This window comes from Microvirga yunnanensis (assembly GCF_025460875.1).
Genome location: NZ_JAMXFI010000012.1, coordinates 103,675 through 124,344 on the forward strand (window position 1 = coordinate 103,675; position 20,670 = coordinate 124,344).

Below are 20,670 nucleotides of genomic sequence, written 5' to 3' on the forward strand. Positions count from 1 at the left end.
ACCTCGGCTGGGACAATGACGACCATCCGGGCGTACAGGTGCGGCCGGAAAGGGGAAGCCGTGGAGGCGGGCCGCACAGGAGCAGCTTCGTGCCGCCGAACACCATTGGGGTCAGCCGGGGATCCGCGTACGCTGCCTCCGATCACGGCAGTACGGAATCACGATGGCGTGGTTGCGCTAGTGCTCGGAGACTTCCTCAGTCCATCGGCAGGCCAGCATTGGCAAGGCCCTCCTGGATCAGGTCGCGATGCGGGCCGGGCAGGTATTCACCGGTCCCGAGGAAGCCGCCGATGGAGCGGACGGTCGAGTTCCTCCGCAGGTCCTCGATCGCTGACCGGGCTTCCGCGGCACGACCGAGGTGCGCATAGGCCACGGCCGAGAACAGGTGGCACGGCCAGTAGTCCGGCGCCCGCCGCGCGCAGTCACGCAGGTGCGGCAGAGCCTCGTCGAACCGTCGGTCCAACAAGAGGGCGCGGGCCAAGTACATGTCGTAGTTGGGCGGATGGAGCGGATCGAGCACGAACGCTCGCCGCATGAGGGAAACTGCCTCCTCGACCTGACCTGCGAAGGTGAGGATGTTCGCGAGGCCGGCGTGGTATTCGGCCTCGCTGGGGTTGAGCTCGACGGCCCGCCTGGCCCAGCGGATGGCCTCGTCATGCGAAAGCCGGCGCAGGAGCAGGTCGCCCATGACCATGTGGGCCAGGGGCAATGAGGGCTCGGCCGCCAGCGCCCGCTCGGCATAGGACAGGCCCCGTTCCAGCACCTTCTCCCGACTGGGCGGATCCCAACGCAGCGCCACCTCGCGGTAGTCGGAGAAGGCCAGCTCCGCGATGGCGGGCGCGAACAGGGGGTCGAGCTCGACCGCCTTCTCGAAGAGGGTGCGGGCCTCGATCGCCTTGTCCCTCCGGTTCGTCTGGCGCAGGCTCCGGCCGCGAAGATAGTAGTCGTAGGCAGTCAGGTCGGTGGTCGGCTTCCTCAGGCCGGCGGCGACCTCCGCCCTCTGAATCGTGGCTCCGAGCCGGGCCGCGATCCTTTCGGCGATCTCGTCCTGGATGGCGAAGATCTCCTGCAAGGGTCGGTCATACCGTTCGGCCCAGATCTGGGCGCCGCCGCGCGTGTCGCTGAGCTGGGCGGAGACGCGGATCTGGTCTCCCGCCTTCTGCACGCTGCCCTCCAGGGCGTAGCGCACGCCGAGGGTGCGCCCGACCTCGGTCAGGTCGATCACCTTGCCCTTGTAGGAGAAGGTCGAGTTGCGCGAGACGACGAACAGGTGCGGGAAGCGGGCCAGCGCCGTGAGGACGTTCTCGGTCAGTCCATCGCTGAAGTAATCCTGTTCCGGATCGCCGGAGCGATTGGCGAAGGGCAGAACCGCGATCGTCGGCCGGCCACCCTGCGGTTCCTGTCGCCAAGGGAACGGGCCTGATAGGAAGAATGCGGCAAGCCCGGTGACAAGCAGGAGCACCATGGCTAGCCCGATCGGGAGCGCACGTCCCTTCAGGAGCCTTGCCGGAGGCGAATGCCTGCGCGGCCGAGGCTGCCCCGCGACACGGAACGTCCGAACCGGGCGCGAGATGTTCTTGAGCCTCCGTTCCCCGGCCTCCTCGAATGGGAAGCGATCCCTTGCGTGGTCGCGGACGTGGCGAGAGACCAGGATTCCGCCGGGTTCGGCAACCTCTTGCAGCCGAGCGGCGATGTTGACGCCATCGCCGAAGACATCCCCATTCGTCCAGATGACGTCCCCGGCGTGGATGCCGATGCGAAAGCACAGCGGGCTGCCCATCTCCTTGCACCGCCGCTGGACCTCGACCGCGAAGCCGACCGCCTGGATGGCGCTGCCGAACTCGGCCAGGAAGCCGTCGCCCATCGTCTTGACGATGCGGCCGTGGTGTCGCGCGGCTGAGGGGGTGACCACATCGGCCAGCAGGCTCCGGAGCCGGGCGAAGGTCCCGTCCTCGTCCTCGCTCATCAGGCGCGAGTAGCCCGCTATGTCGGCACAGACAATGGCCAGCAGACGGCGATCCGGCTCATCCACGGCACCCTCCCGTCGCCCTGATGATGCGCCTTCGTGCCGCTACGGTCCATGAAAACCGCCGCCGTCATGCCCTAACCCTGAATGGAATTCAGGTAGGCGAGCAGGTCGTTGATCTGCGCGGGATCGAGCTGGAACTGCGGCATGGAAGGGTGGCCCGTCGTGATGCCTTCGGCAAAGGCCTCCGCGAGGTCCTCGATCGGATAGCGGCTGTGCAGGGTCCGGAAGGGCGGCGCCTCCGGAATGGGACTGTCACCGAACCGACCGATGGCATGGCATTGCGAGCAGTTCGTCTGCGCGAACGTGAACCCGCGCTGTGCCCGCCCCGATTGAGCCATGGAGGCCGATGAGGCACATGAGGCACACGCGAGGGCAAGGCAGAGAAGGGTGAGCCGCCCCATCATCGATGCTCCTCCGCCTTGCGAAGTTCCGCCGGTGTCACCGAGACGACCTGGAACGTATAGGGTTTGCCATCGTCGTCCTCGATGGTGACGTATTCACCCTCCACGAAGCGATGCTGGTGCAGGTGATAACCCGCCTCCTCGTCGCCGGGCCGATCCTGATTGTAATCGATCATCCAGGTCGCTCCGCCAGACCCGCCCGCCCGATGGACCAGGACACCGTGCCGTTCCTCGCCGGCCCAGAAGCGGCGGACCCGGCAGCAGGCCCGCTTGTCCGACCACTCCTCCTGGTCCAGATGGCCTTCCGGGTCGAGCGGCGCGGTGATTTCGTAGCCGTAGCGCGGACTGCCCTCGGGAAACTGCTTGCTGCGGGCCAGGTGAAGCGTGACGTGATGGAGCATCGGTCCCTCTCAGAATTCACGCAGGTCTCGAACAGACCCCGACATCGTGGCAAAGCTTAGAGGATACCTGCTCGCCCACCTTGATCCTGATCAATCCGTCGCGGAATCAGGGGCGGGCAAGTCAGCCCGCCTAGTCCTTGGATTCGCTCCTCAAGGCGTCCCTGATGCGCCGGATGACGACCCCCTTCGCCTTCCTGTCGGCCGCAGCCTCCACGGCATCACTGATCTCAAGCAGGAGCTCCGCGTAGTCGTTGTGCCAGTCGCGATGGCCCGCGCTCGCGCCCGGCAGACGCTCCTCGTGCCGCTCGATCCGGACTGCCCGATCGCCCGCCAGATCGTAGACATCGTCGATCTCCGGGATGATCGCGCCGGGCACGTGATCGAGATCAGCAAGGGACGCTTGCAGCGCCTTGAGGGGCGCATCCTCACCGTGCACGAGGAAGACCCCACGCCGGACCGGAAGGCGGTCCGCAAGCCAGGCCTTCAGCTCCGGCCCGTCCGCATGCCCCGAGTAGAGATCGAGGGTCCGCATGCGGGCGCGGACCTTGACCTCCTCGCCCTGGATCCGCACCTTCGCGGCGCCATCCTGTAGGATCCGTCCGAGCGTGCCCTGGGCCTGGAAGCCGACGAAGAGGACGGTGGCCTCGTCGCGCCAGAGCCAGGCCTTCAGGTGATGCCGGATGCGGCCCGCCTCGCACATGCCGCTGGCTGCGATGATGATGTGGAATCTGTGAATGCGGTCGATCGCCTTGCTCTGCTCGACACTCTCCGTGAAGCGCACCCATCGGGACTCCAGCGCCTGGATCAGGTCGGCACCGTTCCTGAGTTCCCCGGCATGCCGCTTGAAGATGGCAGTTGCCTTCGAGGCGAGAGGCGAGTCGATGAAGATCGGGATGTCGGGCAGTTCGCCGGCCTCCATCAGCTCCATCAGGTCGACCAGAAGCTCCTGCGTCCTCTCGACCGCGAAGGACGGGATCAACAGGGCCCCGCTCGGATGCATCGCTGCGCGGACCTCATCGCGCAGCATCCGACGGCGATGCTCGATGGTGGTGCCGGCCCGGTCCGTATCGCCATAGGTCGATTCAAGCAGGACGTAGTCGAGATCGCGAGGGCCGTCGGGGTCCGGTTGCAGGAGCTTGTGGTCGGGTCCGATATCGCCCGAGAACAGGAGGCGCGTCGGCGTCCCGTCACCGCCATGCGTCACCTCTATCTCGATGGAGGCCGAACCCAAAAGGTGACCGGCATTCCAGTAGCGTGCACGGAAGCCGGGGGCGACATCCTGCCATTGGCCGTATGGCACACGCCGGAACTGCGTGAGGGACACGATGGCATCCTCCTCCGTATAGATCGGGGACACGGTCTCCCGACCCCGGCGGCGGTTGCGGTGGTTGAGCTGATCGACCTCCCTTTCCTGGATGTAGCCGGAGTCCGGCAGCATGATCGATGCGAGGTCGGCCGTTCCGGCCGTCGCGTAGACCGGTCTGTCGAAGCCGGCCTTCACCAGCTTCGGCACGAGGCCGCTATGGTCGATGTGGGCATGGGTGAGGCAGAGGGCATCGATCCCTGCGGCACGGAACGGGAAGTGCTCGTAGTTGAGCTCCCTCTCTTCCTTCGATCCCTGGAACATGCCGCAATCGACCAGGATGCGGGCGGTGTCCGTCTCGAGCATGAAGCAGGAACCGGTCACGGTTCGGGCGGCACCGTGGAAGTGAAGGCGAAGCGACAAGGGTTCTCTCCCTGGCTTTGACCGTCGGGCGGAAGGATCGCACCTTCGTACACTGTCGTCGAGCCGTCGTGTTTGATCCCGGTCAAGCTTTTTGGGAATGGCCGTCAGGCCGGCTCTGGTCCCCACAAGGCCCGCAACGCATTGAGGATCACGGCGACATCGATGGCCTCCTGGATGAGAGCCCCTTGCACGGGCGTCAGGTAGCCGAAGGCGGCACCAATCATTCCGACGACGGACAGGCCGATCCCGGCATAGACGCTCTGGAGCGCGATGTGGCGCGACCGACGCGCCGCGTGGATCGCCGCAGGAATCTTGTCGAGACGGTCGACGAGGAGGACGACGTCCGCGGCCTCGGCGCTGGCTGCGGCGCCCTTGGCGCCCATGGCAACGCCCAGGTCGGCCGCGGCCAGGGCGGGAGCGTCGTTGACGCCGTCACCGATCATCATCACGGGACCGTATCGCTTCTCGGCCTGCACGATGGCGATCTTCCGATCAGGTGTGAGATCGGCATGAACGCCATCGAGATGCAGTCCGACCGTGACGGCTTCCGCGACGTCATTGCGGTCTCCGGAGGCCAGGACGATCCGGTTCATTCCCAACCGACGAAGCCTTTCGATGACCTGAGCCGCTTCCGTGCGCAGGTGGTCCGCCAGAACCAGGAGTCCGGCGAGCTGGCCATCGACTGCCACCGCAACCACAACCGATCCGACAGGGTACTGGCTCCCGGCCAGGGTTTCTCGAGTCTCGGGTGCCTGTTGCGAGACATACCGAACCCCACCCACGACGAGATTGAGACCATCGACGCTACCCTCCACTCCTTCGCCAGGAACCTCGATGACCTTGGTGGGTAGCGGCAGCTGCAGGTCCCTTGAATGCGCCTCACGGACAAGCGCCCGGGCGATCACGTGCTTCGAGGCCTGATCGAGCGACGCCGCGAGCTGGAGCAGTCTTTCGCTCGCGAACCCGGTCATCGGCTGGATCGTCGTCAATCGGGCTTCGCCGTGGGTCAGCGTGCCCGTCTTGTCGATCACCAGCACCCGCACCCGCGCCAGCGCCTCCAGCGCCTTGCCTCCCTTCACGAGCACGCCTGCCTTGGCGGCCCGCGACACGCCGGAGACAATGGCGACAGGAACCGCCAGGATCAGCGGGCAAGGCGTGGCCACGACGAGGACGGTCAAGGCCCGGATGGGATCTCCGGTCCAGAGCCATGCCCCACCGGCCAGCGCAACGGTGAGGGCCAGGAAAGCGATGGCGAACCGATCCGCAAGGCGGGCCATCGGTGCCTTCGATGCCTGGGCCGCCTCAATCAGGCGAATGATGCCGGCATAGGTACTTTCGGCGGCGCGATGGGTGGCGGTCAGGTCGAAGGCATCGCCGGCATTCGTCACGCCGCTCATCACCGGCTCACCGTGATCCTTGCGCACGGGCAGCGCCTCGCCCGTGAGAGCGGCCTGGTCGAGAACCGCCGTTCCCTGCGCCACGGTGCCGTCCACCGGCACCACATCGCCCTGGCGAATGAGCAGGCAGTCTCCCGATGTGATCGCCTCAAGGCCGACCTCCTCGAGCCGTCCATCCCGATAGCGGATTGCCGTGCGGGGAACGCGCCCGAGCAGCGCCGTCATCTCGCGTTCGGCGCGGCGCTCGGCAAAGCTCTCGAGATACTGCCCGCCCGCATACATCAGCGCCACCACGACGGCGGCAAGGTTCTCCCCGAACAGGAGCGCACCGGTCATGGACAAGGCCGCCACGATGTCGAGGCCTACATCCCCGCGGCGCAGGCTTGCAGCGATCTCGACGAGAAGCGCACCCAGGACGGGGATCGTGGCCGCGGCCCAGATCGATCCGAACCACTGCCCGGCCCCGCCAATCTGCGCGCCCCATCCCAGGATCAGCCCAAACAGGGGCACGACCACGAGGATCGGGCGAATGAAGCGGTGCAGACTGCGCCGGCCCTGTGCGCTCGGCATCGCAAGCGGGTGCAGCATGGAGGAAATTTCAGGCGTGGCTTTCCGGATCCCCGACATCGCTCATCCTATCGGGCTTTCGCCCCGAGCCTTCGCATGGCGGCGAGCCATGCCTTGCGCCTGGCACCGCCCATGCCCTCGATCCCGCCGATGAGGGTGTGGCGGTTCGGGCCGATTCCGACCAGGGACAGGATGCTGCGCTTGAGGCTCTTGAGGCCATGCGCCCCGACGTACCATCGGTAGACGAGGGCGGGCATGCCCATGGTCACGACGATGCGCGACGAGCGTCCCTTGAGTGCGCTCTTCCAACTGCCGCTTGCCCCGGTGCATCCCGTCATGAAGGCGGGCCGCAAGGCCTGCTCCAGGAAGCCCTTGAGGAGCGCGGGCATCCCTCCCAGCCACAGGGGATGGATGATGACGAGGTGCTCGGCCCACGCCATCGTCCGCTGGGCCTCGGCGATGACGGACGACGGCGGGGCGCCGTCCCAATCCGCCTTCGAGCGCAACAGCGGGAAGTCAAGGTCGGCAACGGCAATGAACCGGACCTGATGGCCGCCGGCGAAGGCCCCTTCCGCGTAGGCCTCTGCGAGTGCGTGGCAGAAATGGCCACCGGGCGTGGGATGGCCCTGGATGATAACGATGCGCGTCATGCCGTCGTCCCTGGCCCGTCGTTCGGCGCCCAAACCTCCCGAAGCCGCTGGGCCAGCCCGAACCAACCGCCGGCCAGGACCGCGATGATCAAGGTCGCCGCCCACCAGGACAGGCCCGGCGGGGAAACCCGGAGGATGGCGGCCAGCGGCGGAACGTAAATGACTGCGGTGACGATGACGGCGGCCCCGGCTCCGATTCCCCAGAAGGCGAGCCGCCTCCGGTCGAAGAAGGAGGTTCCCGGCTCCGCCGCGTCGGCGAAGGCCAGGACCAGGTTGCCGAGCACCAGGGCGGCGAACGCCGAGGCCCGTGCCTGCATTTCGGCGACGCCGGCATCCAGCGCCCAGACATAAAGGCCGAGGACGGCCCCGAGGACGACGGCCCCCTGGACGAACCCGAGCACGATCTGGGGGGTGCCGAAGAGCGGCTCGGTGGCGGGACGCGGCGGCTTTTCCATCGCGTGCCGCTCGCTCGGCTCGCCCTCGAAGACGAGCGAGCAGACGGGATCGATCACGAGTTCCAACAGGATCACGTGCATCGGATACAGGATCGGCGGCAGGCCCATGAGCAACGGCAGCAGGGCCAGCCCCGCGATCGGCACGTGGATGGCGGTGACGTAGGTCAGCGCCTTGCGCAGGTTCGCGAAGATGCGCCGCCCGAGCCGCACGCCACCGATGATCGAGACGAAGCGGTCGTCGAGGAGGACGAGGTCCGCCGCCTCCCTTGCGACATCCGTGCCCCGCTGCCCCATGGCGATGCCGATGTGAGCCGCCTCGAGCGCCGGTGCGTCGTTGACGCCATCACCAGTCATGGCAACGACCGCGCCATTGGCCTTCAGAGCCTCGACGAGGGCGAGCTTCTGCTCCGGCATGATGCGGGCGAAGACCCGAATCCGCTGCACCCATTCACGCAGGCCGTCCGGATCGAGTTCGGCCACCTCCTTGCCGGTGAGCACCCCGGCGCTTGCTTCGATCCCGGCCTGGTGGGCGATCTCCAGGGCCGTGGCCGGGTAGTCGCCCGTGATCATCGCCACCGTGATCCCGGCCCGTTCCGCCTCGGCAATGGCTTGGGGAACGTCGTGCCGCACGGGATCAGCAAACCCGACGAGGCCTTCAAACCGGAACGACTGGTCCTCGGGAGCGGTTGCACGGTCCCTGTCATCGCGAGCGGATGCCACGCCCAGCACCCGCAGGCCGCGGCCTGCCAGCCCCGCAACCACGACATCCATCGCGGCACGCTCGTCATCGCTCATGCGGCAGAGACGGAAAATGGCCTCCGGCGCCCCTTTCGCGGCATACAGAACGCCACCCATCGGGTCCGGCCAGACCTGGATGAGGGCCAGCAACTCCGGACGGAGCGGATAGGTCCGCAGCGGCGCCTCGGCCGAGACCTGCCCGGAAAGAACCCGCATCCCCAGGATACGGACCGCCCTGTCCATGGGATCGACCGGATGGACGGCGGATGCCAGCACTGCCGTCCGTAGAAGCTCGACGGCAGTGTCGGGAGGCCTGCCAGTGCCGCGCAGATCCTGCACCTCTCCGCCCCGCCACATCACGGTGACCTTCATCCGGTTCTCGGTCAGCGTGCCGGTCTTGTCAACGCACAGGAACGTGGCCGCCCCGAGGGTCTCAATCACCGCGGCGCGGCGCACCAGCACCTTGTGGCGCGCGAGGCGAAAGGCCCCGAGCGCCATGAAGACCGCCAGTACCATCGGGAACTCTTCCGGCAGCAACGCAATCGCCAGCGTGATCCCGGATAAGGTGCCGCCGATCCAGTCGTCCCGCAGGATGCCGTACACCACGGCGACAAGGGCGCAGAACGCGAGCGCAAGGATCCCAAGTCTGGCGATCAGCGCGCCGGTCGTCCGTTGCAGCAGCGTCGGCTCGTCCTCGATGGCGGCGAGTGAGGCACCAATGCGTCCCAATCGGGTCGTCGCGCCCGTACGGATCACATGAATGACGCCCTGTCCGCGCACGTTCAGGGTCCCGGCGAACAGGAACGGCGTGTCGTCCCCGCCCGGCTCGGGATCGCCGGCATCAGTCACATCGACCGCCGGACGTTTGGACACCGGGACCGACTCGCCCGTGAGGGCGGACTCGTCGACCGTCAGCGCATCGCCATCGATCAGAATGCCGTCGGCTGGCAGGCGTTCACCCTCACCGACCAGGATGAGATCGCCGGGGACGACCTCCCGGGCCGGGAGGCGTCGCTCGGTCCCGCCGCGGATCACCCGTGCGAAGGGCTCGGCCAATTCGCGCAGGGCCGCCAGGGCCCGCTCGCTCCGGGCCTCCTGCACCACCACCAGCCCGATCGTCACGACGGCGCCGGCGACCATGAACAGGCCTTCGCCGATGTCGCCGAGCACCAGGTAGAGTCCCGCCGCAACGAGCAGGAGCAGGAACATCGGCTCGCGCAGGATCCCGCGCACGATGTCGAGGATGCCGCGGGAGCGTTTTGCCTGGACGGCATTCGGCCCGTAGTGTGCGAGGCGGCGCTGCGCCTCGGCTTCGTCGAGCCCCGACGATCTGGCATGCATCCCGGCCGTGGTGTCAGCCTCAGTGTCGTTCGGTGTGGGCTGCGCCTGCGAGGGCATGTCCGGCTCCCTGGGCGATTGGCGCGGCCGGCCTCAATGGGCAACCAAGATCGGGCTTTCGGAGGCGGTGAGCATGTCCCGCGTCGCGCCGCCGAACACCTGCTCCCGCAGACGGGTGTGGCCGTAGCCTCCCATGACGACGAGGTCCGCGGAAATGCGGCGCGCCTCCTCGAGGATGATCTCGGCGACGGGACGTCCTTCGCTCCCGGCGGTGACGATCTCCGCAACGACATTATGGTGCGCGAGATGGGCCTTCAGATCGGCACAGGGCATCCCATCCGTCGGAGGATCGACGACCAGGACAACCGTGCGTGCGGCCTGCTCGATGAACTCCAGCCCTTCGCGCAGGGCTCGCGCCGACTCGCGGCTGCCGTTCCAGGCGACCAGCACTGTCTCGATCGGTCCCCGCCGATGCTGGCCTGGCGGCACGAGCAGCATTGCGCGCCCGCTGCCGAAGAGCACCGCCTCCACCAGGTCCGGCCAGACCGCTGCCTTGGCCTCGCCGTAGGGCCGTGTGGCGATGAAGAGATCGGCGCAGCGGGCCTGCTGCACCACCTTTCCGGTCAATACGCCGAATGACTCGTCGAGCCGGCGCAACTCGTTCGGCACCTGAAGGCTTGCCCACCGCTGCTTCAGCCACTTGGCCCTGGCATCACCGTCCCTCATGGCCTGGTCCTGGAGTTCGGTCAGGATCTGGATCGCGGCCGCGCCGCCGTCCATCGGCATGGCGACCGTGAGATCGGGAACCTGATTGGTGAAGAGTCCGAGCAGTTGGGCCCGTCCGGCCGACGCGAGCGCCTGCGCGTGCTCCAATCGGATCTCGTCCTCGGGACTGCCGTCGAGATGCACCATGATGTCCTTGATCATCGCCCTCTCCCTCTGCGTGCCCGCACACACCTGTCGTGCAGGAGCGACCATCGATCATCATGTGGCCGAATTCGAGGAGAACGCTTTGATCTGGCGCAATTCGCCTGAGGAAGGCTCGGGTTATCGTCGAGCGATCCCCTGGGGTGGGCCAGTGGGCATGATCCGGAGACTGCCATGTCATCCCGTCCATCTGGTCTTCGCACGCGCGATCGCACACCGAAGGCCCTGGCTGTCCCGTCACCTGGGCAGAAGCCGGATCGGCCTCCCGCCACCATGCCCCCACCCATTCCTGTCGCCCTCTCGTCGGAGGACGCCGAACTTCATCAGATCCGGGATACCCTCGATCATGCCGCCCATGCCGGCCTGGCCCGTCTCACGGGCGGCCTTTCTCCCGCGGCACTCACCGCCGCCTACATGGATTGGGCGGTCCACCTTGCCATCTCGCCCGGCAAGCAGCTCGAACTCGCCGCGAGGGCCGCCCGCAAAGGAACCCGTCTGGTGCAGTTCGCCTCTCGCTGCGCCTTGGACGGCGGCATCTGCGAGCCATGCGTCGAGCCGCTGCCCCAGGATCGTCGTTTTGCCGGAGACGAGTGGCAGCGCTGGCCGTTCAACGTCATTCATCAGGCCTTCCTGCTCCAACAGCAATGGTGGCACAACGCCACGACCGACGTCGACGGCGTCACCAGGCGACATGAAGCCGTTGTCGAGTTCGTCTCGCGCCAGATCCTCGACATGGCGGCGCCTTCGAATTTCGTGGCCACGAACCCAATGGTGCAGCGGCGCATCCTGGAAACGGGCGGCCAGAACCTCGTGCAGGGCTTTCACAATTTCCTCGACGATTGGCAGCGGATCGTTCGCTCGAAACCCGCGGTCGGCACCGAGGCTTTCCAGGTCGGCCGCGACGTGGCCGTCACCCCGGGCAAGGTGATCTATCGCAACCGTCTCATCGAGTTGATCCAGTATGCGCCAACGACGGATGAGGTCCGGCCCGAGCCAATCCTGATCGTGCCCGCCTGGATCATGAAGTACTACATCCTCGACCTGTCCCCGGCGAACTCGCTCGTCCGATACCTGACGGACCAGGGGTTCACCGTGTTCATGATCTCCTGGAAGAACCCGATGGCGGATGATCGGGATCTCGGGATGGACGATTACCGAAAGCTCGGCGTGATGGCCGCGCTCGACGCGGTCAACGCCGTCGTGCCGGATCGCAAGATTCACGCGGTCGGCTACTGTCTCGGCGGCACGCTCCTGGCGATCGTCGCGGCCGCCATGGCGCGTGACGGGGACGAGCGCTTGCAGACCGTGTCGTTGCTGGCGGCGCAGGCCGATTTCCGGGAGGCAGGAGAGCTCACCCTGTTCATCAACGAGAGCCAGGTTCACTTCCTGGAGGACATGATGCGCAGCCAGGGCTATCTCGACACCCGGCAGATGGCCGGCGCGTTCCAGCTCCTGCGCTCGAACGACCTCATCTGGTCGCGGCTCGTCCGGCATTACCTGATGGGCGAGCGCACGCCGCTGAACGATCTCATGGCCTGGAACGCCGACGCGACCCGCATGCCCTACCGCATGCACGCGGATTACCTTGAGCAACTCTTTCTCGACAACAATCTCGCCGAGGGCCGTTTCCTGGCCGACGGCCGGCCCATCGCCGTCAGCGATATTCGTACCCCGATCTTCGCCGTCGGCACCGAGCGCGATCACGTGGCGCCGTGGCGCTCGGCGTTCAAGATCCATCTCCTGGCCGACACGGACGTGACGTTCCTTCTCACAACGGGAGGCCATAACGCCGGCATCGTGGCCGACCCGGACCAGCCGGGCGGGCGTTTCCAGATCCTGACGAAGCCCGCCACCGACCGTTATCTGGATCCGGACACCTGGACTAGGATCGCGCCCCGGCATGAGGGGTCATGGTGGCCGGAATGGGCGCGCTGGCTCGCGGCCCATTCCGGCAAGCCTACGCAGCCTCCGTTATCGGGAGCGTCCTCTCGTGGCTATCCCGTGCTGTGCGACGCCCCGGGCGCGTATGTCCTGCAACCTTAGTCCTCATGGACTTCCCGGCATTGCTATGGCGTGATCGCCACCTTCAGGACCCCGTCGCGCTGGTGGCCGAACAGGTCGTATGCCTCCTCGATCCGGTCGAGCTTGAAGCGGTGTGTCACGAGAGGACGCGTGTCGACGCGGCCCGACGCGATGGCCGCCATGAGTCGTCGCATGCGCTCCTCGCCGCCGGGGCAGAGCGTCGTCCGGATCGTGTGGTCGCCCAAGCCTGACAGAAATCCGTCGAGCGGGATCCTGAGATCGCCCGAATAGACCCCGAGCGACGATAAGGTTCCGCCGGGACGGAGCACACGCAATGCTGCCTCGAAGGTCTCCTGCCGCCCGAGCGCTTCGATCGAGACATCGACGCCGCGCCCGTCGGTCAGACGCCTGATCTCCGCGACTGGATCCGCCTTGGTGAAGTCGACCACATGGTCCGCGCCCATCCGGCGCGCCATCGCCATGCGTTCGGGCACGCTCTCGACCGCAATGATGGTGGTTGCGCCCATCAGGCGGGCGCCGGCCGTGGCGCCCAAGCCAATCGGCCCCTGGGCGAACACGGCCACCGTGTCGCCGATGCGAATGCGGCCGCTCTCCGCGCCGGAGAAGCCAGTCGACATGATGTCCGGGCACATCAGCACCTGGTCGTCGGTGAGCCCGTCCGGCACCCGAGCGAGGTTGGCCATGGCGTCGGGCACCCGCACATATTCCGCCTGGCAGCCGTCGATGGTGTTGCCGAAGCGCCAGCCGCCGAGCGGCTTCCACCATGCCTGGTGCCGGCCCCGTCCTGGGAATGGCCGCCGCACAGGCAGGCCTCGCTGTGCCCGCTCGGCGTGATGGCGCCGGCAATGACCCTTTGCCCCTCCTTGTAGCCCTGCACGGCCGAGCCAAGCTTCTCGATCACGCCGACGGGCTCGTGCCCGATGGTCAGTCCGCGCGCGACCGGATACTCGCCCTTGAGGATGTGGACGTCTGTTCCGCAGATCGTCGCGGTGGTGATGCGGACGAGCGCATCGAGCGGGCCGATATCCGGGATCGGCCTTTCGTCGAGCACGATGCGGCCGGGCTCGATGAAGATGGCAGCTTTCATCCTGGGCATGGCGACCTCCTTCCGTGTGCTGTGTCGGTGTTCGGCTGCTCTCCTGCCGTGGCCTGCCGGAGCCCTTGCCGTCAGTAGGAGAGGAACAGCGCGACGGGGCTCTGCTTCAGCAGGGACGAGGTCACGCCGCCGAACACCAGCTCGCGCAGCCGCGAGTGCACGTAGCCGCCCATGACGATCATGTCGGCATGGGTCAGGGTGGCGTGGTTGCGCAGGGTCTCGGCGACGTCGCTCTCCAAGGCCGGCAGGGTCTGGACAGTCACCTTGACGCCGTGGCGGGTCAGGTGCGGCGCGATGTCGGCGTCGGTCACGGTCGTGGGCAGCTCCTTCTCGCCCATCACGGCGACCACCTCCACGGTCTCTGCCGCCCGTAGGAACGGCAGGGCGTCGGCCGCCGCGCGAGCAGCCCGTCCGCTGCCGTCCCAGGCCAAGATGATGCGCCGGGCGCGGAACACGTCCTGCCCAGGCGGGACAACGAGGAGCGGACGTCCGCTGTCCATCAGCAGGGCATCGATCAGTCCCCGGTCGAGGGCGAGGGCTTCCGGCTCTGCGTCGACGACGGTGAGGTCATGCAGACGAGCCAGCGCCTTGAAGACGGCGAGCAGTTGCGGATAGCTGAGATGAGGGGCGGCGGTGGACCACGCAATTCCCGCCGCGCTGGCATCGCCTTGGGCGCTTCGGGCCGCCGCCTCGGCGAGGGCGTGAAGGCGCTGATTCTCCTCCCGGACAAGGCCGGACACGACCTTGCTGATCCCGGCACTCGACAGGTCCAGCTTGACGGAAGCGGCCTGGACGGTGGCATGGGCGCCCGCCTGCTGCGCCAGCGAGAGGCCGTAAGCCAAGGCGGACGAGGTCTCCTCTGGGCCGAACTCCTTCGTTAGGCCGATCAACACGCTCTTGATGGTCTCGATCATGGCATTCCTCCCCTTGTCGCTGTCCCGAATGAAACCCCTGGGGAAGACTACGGCATGATCGAGGTACGCCGCCTTGATCTGCCGCAAGGTCACGGTCGGCTCCTAAAGCCCCGGTATCCAGGCATCATGGTCCGTGGCCGACTGGATCGGCCGGGGCCTGCCCGTCATCCGGGCTGTCGGTCTCATGACGCGCCTGACGGACGTGATATGATCGGTTCCATCGCATCCGAAACGGGAGGCGGACCCATTCATTTCCCAATCCCGCGAACCGGGCTCAAGAAGGAGAGCCTCCATGAAGACGCCCATTCTCGTCGCCGTTCTGACCGCCCTCGCCGGGCCGACGCTGGCCCAGGCGCCCGCCGACCACGCGCAGCACCATCCAGGTGGCGCGATCGCTGCGCAGGCCCAGTCCACCGCCCCCGAACAGTCTCGGACCGCGCCGCCTCAATCCGGGGCGCAAATGCCGATGGGCCGAGGCATGATGCAAGGCCAGGGCACGCCAGACGGCATGATGGGTCGAGAAATGATGGGGAGGTCGGATCGGGGCATGATGGGCCGGTTCTCGCCCGAGGACATGAGCGCCTTTGCCGACGCCCAGATCGCCGCGGTCCATGCCGGGCTGAAGCTGTCGGCCGAGCAGGAGAAGCTGTGGCCTCCGATCGAAACCGCGGTCCGCGGCCTCGCTGCGCTTCATCTCAGCCATATGCAGGCCATGCGCCAGAACCAAGACGCACTGGCGGGGGATCGTGTGGCCCTGATCCGCGGCATGGCGGATCGCCTGAGCCAGGGAGCGGACGCGCTGCGCAAGCTCGCCGATGCGGCAGCTCCGCTCTACGCCACCCTTGATGAGGCGCAGAAGCGCCGCTTGCAGGTTCTCGCCCCCATGGGACCCGGGGGCGTCATGGGCCCGGGCGGAATGATCGGACTTGGCATGATGGGGCCCGGCGGAGCCATGATGCGCGACAATGCCGACGACGATGGCCGGGACGACCGCTGAGGCGGCGAACCGTCTTGTTGCGATACCCGGGGCCGGCGCCTTCCAAGCAGGAACGGCCTTATGGGAGTCCCCGCCAGGATGGGGCTCCGCGGCTTCGCTGATCGTGAGGGGAGCGCATACGGCGCTCCCCTTGCTTCACGCGTCCGTGACGGTGGCCGTCGCGCGCGGAACCCATCATCGATCCCCCAGCGGCTTCCACTCCGGATGATCGAAGTGGCCGCCATACGCGTTCAGGGCCTGCACGACGGCGGCGACACCTTTGTCCTGGCCGCCCTCCCCCTTCATGACGTTGATCCCGTCCATGATCTGCGCCAGCGCCAGATGGAGCTGGATGTCGGCCTCCTCTGGGAGCTTGCAGTTCGCCACCACGTAGTCAACCTGCTCCTGGACCCTGTCGGCGAGCGCGGAGAAATCGGCCGCGCCGTACCGGCCCGCATGTACCAACGGCAAGGCCGCGTCGATGGCATCGCGGATCCGGCCCATCCCGGTCCGCAAGGCCTCGTCCGTCTGCCATTTCTGGCCGTTGTCGAGCCGCAACTCCATGGCGTGCCCGTCGGGCCCGTGCGGGGCAGCCGCGGAAACGGCCGCGGAAAGCCCGACCGTCAAGCCGAGTGCGACGAGGGCGGCAAGGGACTTGTTCGTGAACATGACCGGATCTCCTGTTTCGTCATTCTCGTGCGTGCTTCGTGTTCCCGTTCAGCGAAGGCGTGCCTGGACGAGTTCGCCCGTGGCCCGGGCATAGACTGCCTCGATCGGGAAGCCGCTGTCGTTGACCGCCCGCACCTCGTAGCAGCCGTGCTCGGCCTTGATCCGGTCCACACGGTAGCCAAGGCCCTCGAGTCCCTTGCTCACCTCGCTTGCGGCAACGGTCCTGCCATCCCGGCCGGGCGCGCAGCGGTTGACGGAATCATCGGCCAATGCCGGGACGGCGAACCCCGCAGCGAGAAGGGCTGACATCATCATGATCGTGCGCATGTCGGTCTCCTGTTGTCCTGACCCGAACGGCATGTCCGGATCGATGAGGACGACATTAGCGACCTGCCGCTTTCGGCCTGCTGTTGATCCATGTCAGCGAATTGTCAGGCGCGCAGGGGCATCCTCGCCTCATGAGCAAGACCCGCCGCAACATGATCGTTCTCGGCCTCGCCGCAGCCCTGCTGTCATCGGCCGCCCTGGCGGATCACGAGCGTGACTATGACCAGGCCCGCCATGCTGTCGAACGCGGTGAGGCACTCGCGCTGGCCGAGATCATGTCCCGGGTGCGGTCCGACCTCGGCGGCGAGGTGGTCGGCGTGGAGTTCGAGCGCAAGCGCGATCGCTGGACCTACGAGTTCAAGGTGATCGATCCGGCCGGACGGTTGTGGGAGGTCTATGTCGATGCCGCCACGGCCGCGATCCTCAAGCGGGAGGGCCACTGATGCGCATTCTGCTCGTCGAGGACGATCCCCGCGTCGCCCGCAAGGTTGAGGCCGTGTTGGTGGGAGCGGGCTACGCTGTCGATCAGGTTGCAGACGGCGAGGACGCCTGGTTCCGGGGCGACACGGAGGATTACGATCTCGCCGTCCTCGACCTCGGCCTGCCGAAGATGGACGGCCTCGCCGTGCTCAAGAAATGGCGCGCGGCCGGGCGCGACCTGCCGGTCCTGATCCTCACGGCACGCGGTGCCTGGGCGGAGCGGGTCGAGGGCATCGATGCCGGCGCCGACGACTACCTCGCCAAGCCGTTCGCCATGGAGGAGCTGTTGGCCCGCGTGCGGGCGCTCCTGCGCCGGGCCGCCGGCCGTTCCACGCCCATCTTCGTGTCTGGTCCGGTCGTGCTCGACACCCGCAGGATGCGCGTCGCCGTCGACGATATGCCCCTCACCCTGTCACCGCTCGAATACCGCTGCCTGAGCTACCTGATGCACCATGCCGGGCGGGTGATCCCGCCGACCGAACTAATGGAGCACCTCTACGCGCATGACCACGATCGCGATCCGAACGCCCTGGAGGTGCTGGTCGGACGCTTGCGCCGGAAGCTCGGCGTCGATTTGATCGAGACCCGCCGCGGCTTCGGGTACCTCGTGCCGGAGCGTGCTCCGACATGAGGCAGGGTTCGCTCAGGCTGCGGCTGCTCGCCGTCGGCGCGGTGTCCATCATCCTCGCCCTCGCGATTGCTGGCTTTGGCCTCCTGCTGCTGTTCGAACGGCATGTAGAGCGGCGCATGGCGGCCGAGCTCGGCTCGCACCTCAATCAGCTCGTGAGCGGCCTCGCCCAGGCGGAAGGCGGCACGCTCGAGGTCGGTACCCCTCCGGCCGAGCCGCGGTTCCTCCAGCCCCTGAGCGGACTCTACTGGCAGATCGCCGAGGAAGGGACGAACGCCGTGCTGCGGTCGCGCTCACTCTGGGATGCCACCCTGACCCTGCCGTCCGACGTTCCGGCTGCCGGGGAGGTCCACCAGCACACCATCCCTGGTCCGGGCGGCGCCTCGCTGTTGGCGGTTGAGCGGCGGATCACCCTCCCCGCACGCCTGGGCGGGGGAATGATCCGCGCCGTGGTGGCCCTCGACCGTGCGGAGGTCCATGCCGCAGGCTTGACGTTCGCCTCCGATCTCGTTCCTTCCCTGGCGTTCCTGGCCGCGGTCCTGATCGCTGCCGCCTGGATCCAGGTCGGTGTCGGCCTGCGCCCGCTCGATGCCGTGCGCCGCCGTCTGGCCCAGGTCCGGTCCGGCGCGGCGGACCGTCTGGGGGCGGCCTTTCCGGACGAGGTCCGGCCGCTGGCCTCCGAGGTCGACCACCTGCTCGACGCGCAGGAAAAGGCCATCGCCCAGGCAAGGGCAAGGGCGGCCGATCTCGCGCACGGCTTGAAGACGCCGCTCACGGTCCTGGGCGGCGATGCGGAGGAACTGCGGGCCCGCGGGGACACTCGCCTTGCCGACGAGATCGAAACCGTCACAGCAGGGATGCGCCGTCATGTCGAGCGCGAACTGGTGCGGGCGCGGATTGGCCTTCGGGCGCGGTCAGGATCGGTCCAACCAATCCGCCCCGTGGTCGAGCAGGTGGTCGGCGTGCTCCGGCGAACCCCGCAGGGGCAGAAGCTCACGTGGGAGATCGAAGCCACCGACGGTCTCGGGATCCGGATGGATGCTCAGGACCTTGCCGAAATCCTCGGCAATCTGGCCGAGAACGCGTCCGCTTGGGCCGCCAGCACCGTGCGGATCGGCAGCCAGCGCGAAGGCGAAACGGCGATCCTCCGGATCGAGGACGATGGTCCCGGCGTGCCGGAAGACCGGATCGATGCCGTGCTCGCCCGCGGAGGCCGTCTTGACGAGACCCGCCCCGGCACGGGGCTGGGCCTCGCCATCGTCGGGGATCTGGTCGAGGCCTACGGCGGCTGGCTGTCCCTGCGTCGCTCGGCGCTCGGCGGTCTTCTGGCGGAGGTCCGGCTGCCGAGCGACGCCTGAGGGGTCCCGGCTCACGGAGCCCGCTTGCGGCCCGTGATCATCGCCTTCACCAGGTTCTCCCCGTGCTCCAGGCCGGAGAAGATGACGCCCACCACGTGCAAGATGATGAGTCCCAGCGTGGCGTAGACGAGCCCCTCGTGGAGGTTCTCGACCCACTGCGAGCCCCAGAACGCATCCGTGGTCATCGCGAACCCGGTGGCCGCGATGCCGCCAATCATGACGAGCAGGGACACGACCATGGCGCCGCCCGCCGGATTGTGGCCGAGATAGCGCGGCGCCCTGAACCGAAGCGCCTGACCCGAGTAGGTCGCGATCTCACCTGGCGAACGGACGAAGTCGCTGAACCGGGCATGCCGGGAGCCGACGAAGCCCCAGATGATCCGCAGCGCGACGAGAGCGGCAATCGCATAGCCCACGCGGATGTGCAGCCCCTCGATCTCGTCCCCGGTTGCGAAAGCGACGGCGAACAAACCCACGAGGCTCCAATGGAAGATGCGGACGAACGGATCCCAGACATGGACGGTCGTGGCCTGGGATGAGGCGGCGGCCGCCGGCATCACGCCGGCGGCCTCGACCGCGGATTTGCTCGCGGTCATGGCGTCACTCCTTGGCGACGATCTCGCCCGAGGTAGGGTCGACGAACAGCTCGGTGCGGGCGTTGTTGCGGTCGAGGGCGTAGATCTCGCCGCAGGCCTTGGCGATCTTCGCCTTCTGGACCTTGTAGCCCTGGGCCTCGGCCTTGGCCTTGAGGGACTCGACCGAGAGCCACTGGCTCTGCGGCGCCGTGGTGCAGGGACGCCCGAGGCTGCTCGCCTGGGCGACGGCCCCGCTGCTAAGGACGGCGATGATGGCGGCGGTCATCATGATGGTGCGCATGGTGTTGTCTCCTGTCTCTCCGCGCCTCCGCGGCGCCGGATTGTTATGGAGAGTGGCGCATGACCGCTGACCTCCCGCTGTTGTGTCCTGTCAGCTTCCTGTCAGTCTCAGAGGGGTCACCTCACAGGAGCCGATCGGCCACTTGTTCGGTCTTGTCAAGCACTCGAACAGATGGGCATCCGCTCTCCCACCGCATCGGGTGCGACTGGGGCCTTCCAACGATAGCATCTCCAAGGAGGCGACCGGACCACCAGGTCGGGTGCTGTTGCGAGAACAACGGCGACGAAACAAAAACCGCCGACATCACGGCTGTTCGGGCCCGCCTTCCAGCCCTGGTTGGCTAATGAATGCCGTCACCTCTTCAAAGAAGCGGTCAGAGGCTGGTTCACCTTCGCGAAAGAGATGATTGCAGCCGGGGAGCACCACGAAACGAGCGCCAGGAATGTCGGAGGCCATCGCGCGCCCAGCCGCCACAGGAGCCATGCGGTCATCGCGAACATGCAGGACCAGCGTCGGCGTAGTTACCTTCGGCAATAGCTCGCGGACGTCCAGATCGCAGATGGCCTCGTAGTATCGAGCCGCGCACTCCGGTGAACATGAGCGCCGCTGGAGCTCGTTGAACGACTCGAATTCGTCCTTCGTCGCGTCTGGCATCAGTTGCGACGTGAAGAGTT

19 protein-coding genes and 1 pseudogene are annotated in these 20,670 nt (G+C 67.2%); 5 read left to right on the plus strand and 15 right to left on the minus strand.

What is annotated here, in order from left to right; translation table 11 throughout:
• Positions 1-196: 196 nt before the first annotated feature.
• From NF876_RS08830 to NF876_RS08865, 8 genes are all read right to left on the minus strand, one after another.
• The gene (locus NF876_RS08830) at positions 197-2,032 is read right to left on the minus strand and encodes an adenylate/guanylate cyclase domain-containing protein (RefSeq protein ID WP_262268423.1); all 1,836 of its coding nucleotides are present in this window, start codon (positions 2,030-2,032) and stop codon (positions 197-199) included.
• Between the two features lie 71 nt (positions 2,033-2,103).
• A complete protein-coding gene (locus tag NF876_RS08835; RefSeq protein ID WP_373696635.1) occupies positions 2,104-2,433 on the minus strand; it encodes a c-type cytochrome in 330 nt (109 codons plus the stop codon).
• Entirely contained in the window at positions 2,430-2,831 is a 402-nt protein-coding gene (locus NF876_RS08840; protein ID WP_262268424.1) for a hypothetical protein, read from the minus strand. The genes NF876_RS08835 and NF876_RS08840 overlap by 4 nt, the downstream gene beginning before the upstream one ends.
• 130 nt (positions 2,832-2,961) lie before the next feature.
• Positions 2,962-4,557, minus strand: coding sequence for an MBL fold metallo-hydrolase (locus NF876_RS08845; RefSeq protein ID WP_262268425.1), 1,596 nt, complete (start codon positions 4,555-4,557; stop codon positions 2,962-2,964).
• Positions 4,558-4,661: 104 nt separating this feature from the next.
• A complete protein-coding gene (locus tag NF876_RS08850) occupies positions 4,662-6,524 on the minus strand; it encodes a heavy metal translocating P-type ATPase (RefSeq protein ID WP_373696636.1) in 1,863 nt (620 codons plus the stop codon).
• Positions 6,525-6,589: 65 nt separating this feature from the next.
• Positions 6,590-7,171 (minus strand): NAD(P)H-dependent oxidoreductase, encoded by a 582-nt coding sequence (locus NF876_RS08855; protein ID WP_262268427.1) that lies wholly within the window; start codon positions 7,169-7,171, stop codon positions 6,590-6,592.
• Positions 7,168-9,762 carry a cation-translocating P-type ATPase gene (locus tag NF876_RS08860; RefSeq protein ID WP_315975015.1) on the minus strand — a complete coding sequence of 865 codons (2,595 nt, stop codon included), beginning with the start codon at positions 9,760-9,762 and terminating at the stop codon, positions 7,168-7,170. The genes NF876_RS08855 and NF876_RS08860 overlap by 4 nt, the downstream gene beginning before the upstream one ends.
• A gap of 33 nt (positions 9,763-9,795) precedes the next feature.
• Positions 9,796-10,629, minus strand: a complete 834-nt coding sequence (locus NF876_RS08865; protein WP_262268428.1) for a universal stress protein — start codon at positions 10,627-10,629, stop codon at positions 9,796-9,798.
• Positions 10,630-10,803: 174 nt separating this feature from the next.
• On the opposite strand from NF876_RS08865, the gene NF876_RS08870 reads away from it, so the two are divergent.
• On the plus strand, positions 10,804-12,672 hold the full coding sequence (locus tag NF876_RS08870; RefSeq protein ID WP_262268429.1) for a PHA/PHB synthase family protein: 1,869 nt from the start codon (positions 10,804-10,806) through the stop codon (positions 12,670-12,672).
• Positions 12,673-12,695: 23 nt separating this feature from the next.
• On the opposite strand, the pseudogene NF876_RS08875 reads toward NF876_RS08870, so the two are convergent.
• Positions 12,696-13,768 (minus strand): annotated as a pseudogene (locus NF876_RS08875) (NAD(P)-dependent alcohol dehydrogenase).
• A gap of 71 nt (positions 13,769-13,839) precedes the next feature.
• Complete coding sequence (locus tag NF876_RS08880) at positions 13,840-14,682, minus strand: universal stress protein (protein WP_262268445.1); 843 nt, start codon at positions 14,680-14,682, stop codon at positions 13,840-13,842.
• A 292-nt stretch (positions 14,683-14,974) separates the two neighbouring features.
• Between NF876_RS08880 and NF876_RS08885 the strand changes: the two genes are divergently transcribed.
• Positions 14,975-15,679, plus strand: coding sequence for a Spy/CpxP family protein refolding chaperone (locus NF876_RS08885; protein ID WP_262268430.1), 705 nt, complete (start codon positions 14,975-14,977; stop codon positions 15,677-15,679).
• A 174-nt stretch (positions 15,680-15,853) separates the two neighbouring features.
• Here NF876_RS08885 and NF876_RS08890 read toward each other — a convergent pair whose 3' ends face one another.
• A complete protein-coding gene (locus tag NF876_RS08890; protein ID WP_262268431.1) occupies positions 15,854-16,327 on the minus strand; it encodes a hypothetical protein in 474 nt (157 codons plus the stop codon).
• A gap of 48 nt (positions 16,328-16,375) precedes the next feature.
• Positions 16,376-16,654 carry a PepSY domain-containing protein gene (locus tag NF876_RS08895; RefSeq protein ID WP_262268432.1) on the minus strand — a complete coding sequence of 93 codons (279 nt, stop codon included), beginning with the start codon at positions 16,652-16,654 and terminating at the stop codon, positions 16,376-16,378.
• A gap of 131 nt (positions 16,655-16,785) precedes the next feature.
• Between NF876_RS08895 and NF876_RS08900 the strand changes: the two genes are divergently transcribed.
• The 3 genes from NF876_RS08900 to NF876_RS08910 are packed head-to-tail and all read left to right on the plus strand — an operon-like array spanning position 16,786 to position 19,120.
• Positions 16,786-17,097, plus strand: a complete 312-nt coding sequence (locus NF876_RS08900; protein WP_262268433.1) for a PepSY domain-containing protein — start codon at positions 16,786-16,788, stop codon at positions 17,095-17,097.
• On the plus strand, positions 17,097-17,765 hold the full coding sequence (locus tag NF876_RS08905) for a response regulator transcription factor (protein WP_262268434.1): 669 nt from the start codon (positions 17,097-17,099) through the stop codon (positions 17,763-17,765). Before NF876_RS08900 ends, NF876_RS08905 begins: the two co-directional genes overlap by 1 nt.
• The gene (locus tag NF876_RS08910; RefSeq protein ID WP_262268435.1) at positions 17,762-19,120 is read left to right on the plus strand and encodes a sensor histidine kinase; all 1,359 of its coding nucleotides are present in this window, start codon (positions 17,762-17,764) and stop codon (positions 19,118-19,120) included. The genes NF876_RS08905 and NF876_RS08910 overlap by 4 nt, the downstream gene beginning before the upstream one ends.
• 11 nt (positions 19,121-19,131) lie before the next feature.
• On the opposite strand, the gene NF876_RS08915 is transcribed toward NF876_RS08910, so the two are convergent.
• The 3 genes from NF876_RS08915 to NF876_RS08925 form a co-directional block, all read right to left on the minus strand.
• Positions 19,132-19,716 carry a cytochrome b/b6 domain-containing protein gene (locus NF876_RS08915; RefSeq protein WP_262268436.1) on the minus strand — a complete coding sequence of 195 codons (585 nt, stop codon included), beginning with the start codon at positions 19,714-19,716 and terminating at the stop codon, positions 19,132-19,134.
• A gap of 4 nt (positions 19,717-19,720) precedes the next feature.
• Positions 19,721-19,996: a PepSY domain-containing protein gene (locus NF876_RS08920; RefSeq protein ID WP_262268437.1), complete on the minus strand. Its 276-nt coding sequence runs from the start codon at positions 19,994-19,996 to the stop codon at positions 19,721-19,723.
• A gap of 303 nt (positions 19,997-20,299) precedes the next feature.
• Positions 20,300-20,670, minus strand: a 371-nt coding sequence (locus tag NF876_RS08925) for an alpha/beta fold hydrolase (RefSeq protein ID WP_262268438.1), incomplete at its 5' end; no start/stop codon positions are given.

Coding starts and splice junctions, on each gene's coding strand:
- NF876_RS08860 (WP_315975015.1), bottom strand. CDS start 9,762: ATGCCCTCGCAGGCGCAGCCCACACCGAACGACACTGAGGCTGACACC.
- NF876_RS08880 (WP_262268445.1), bottom strand. CDS start 14,682: ATGATCGAGACCATCAAGAGCGTGTTGATCGGCCTAACGAAGGAGTTC.
- NF876_RS08910 (WP_262268435.1), top strand. CDS start 17,762: ATGAGGCAGGGTTCGCTCAGGCTGCGGCTGCTCGCCGTCGGCGCGGTG.
- NF876_RS08890 (WP_262268431.1), bottom strand. CDS start 16,327: ATGTTCACGAACAAGTCCCTTGCCGCCCTCGTCGCACTCGGCTTGACG.
- NF876_RS08840 (WP_262268424.1), bottom strand. CDS start 2,831: ATGCTCCATCACGTCACGCTTCACCTGGCCCGCAGCAAGCAGTTTCCC.
- NF876_RS08835 (WP_373696635.1), bottom strand. CDS start 2,433: ATGATGGGGCGGCTCACCCTTCTCTGCCTTGCCCTCGCGTGTGCCTCA.
- NF876_RS08920 (WP_262268437.1), bottom strand. CDS start 19,996: ATGCGCACCATCATGATGACCGCCGCCATCATCGCCGTCCTTAGCAGC.
- NF876_RS08855 (WP_262268427.1), bottom strand. CDS start 7,171: ATGACGCGCATCGTTATCATCCAGGGCCATCCCACGCCCGGTGGCCAT.
- NF876_RS08900 (WP_262268433.1), top strand. CDS start 16,786: ATGAGCAAGACCCGCCGCAACATGATCGTTCTCGGCCTCGCCGCAGCC.
- NF876_RS08885 (WP_262268430.1), top strand. CDS start 14,975: ATGAAGACGCCCATTCTCGTCGCCGTTCTGACCGCCCTCGCCGGGCCG.
- NF876_RS08895 (WP_262268432.1), bottom strand. CDS start 16,654: ATGCGCACGATCATGATGATGTCAGCCCTTCTCGCTGCGGGGTTCGCC.
- NF876_RS08870 (WP_262268429.1), top strand. CDS start 10,804: ATGTCATCCCGTCCATCTGGTCTTCGCACGCGCGATCGCACACCGAAG.
- NF876_RS08865 (WP_262268428.1), bottom strand. CDS start 10,629: ATGATCAAGGACATCATGGTGCATCTCGACGGCAGTCCCGAGGACGAG.
- NF876_RS08915 (WP_262268436.1), bottom strand. CDS start 19,716: ATGACCGCGAGCAAATCCGCGGTCGAGGCCGCCGGCGTGATGCCGGCG.
- NF876_RS08905 (WP_262268434.1), top strand. CDS start 17,097: ATGCGCATTCTGCTCGTCGAGGACGATCCCCGCGTCGCCCGCAAGGTT.
- NF876_RS08850 (WP_373696636.1), bottom strand. CDS start 6,524: ATGCCGAGCGCACAGGGCCGGCGCAGTCTGCACCGCTTCATTCGCCCG.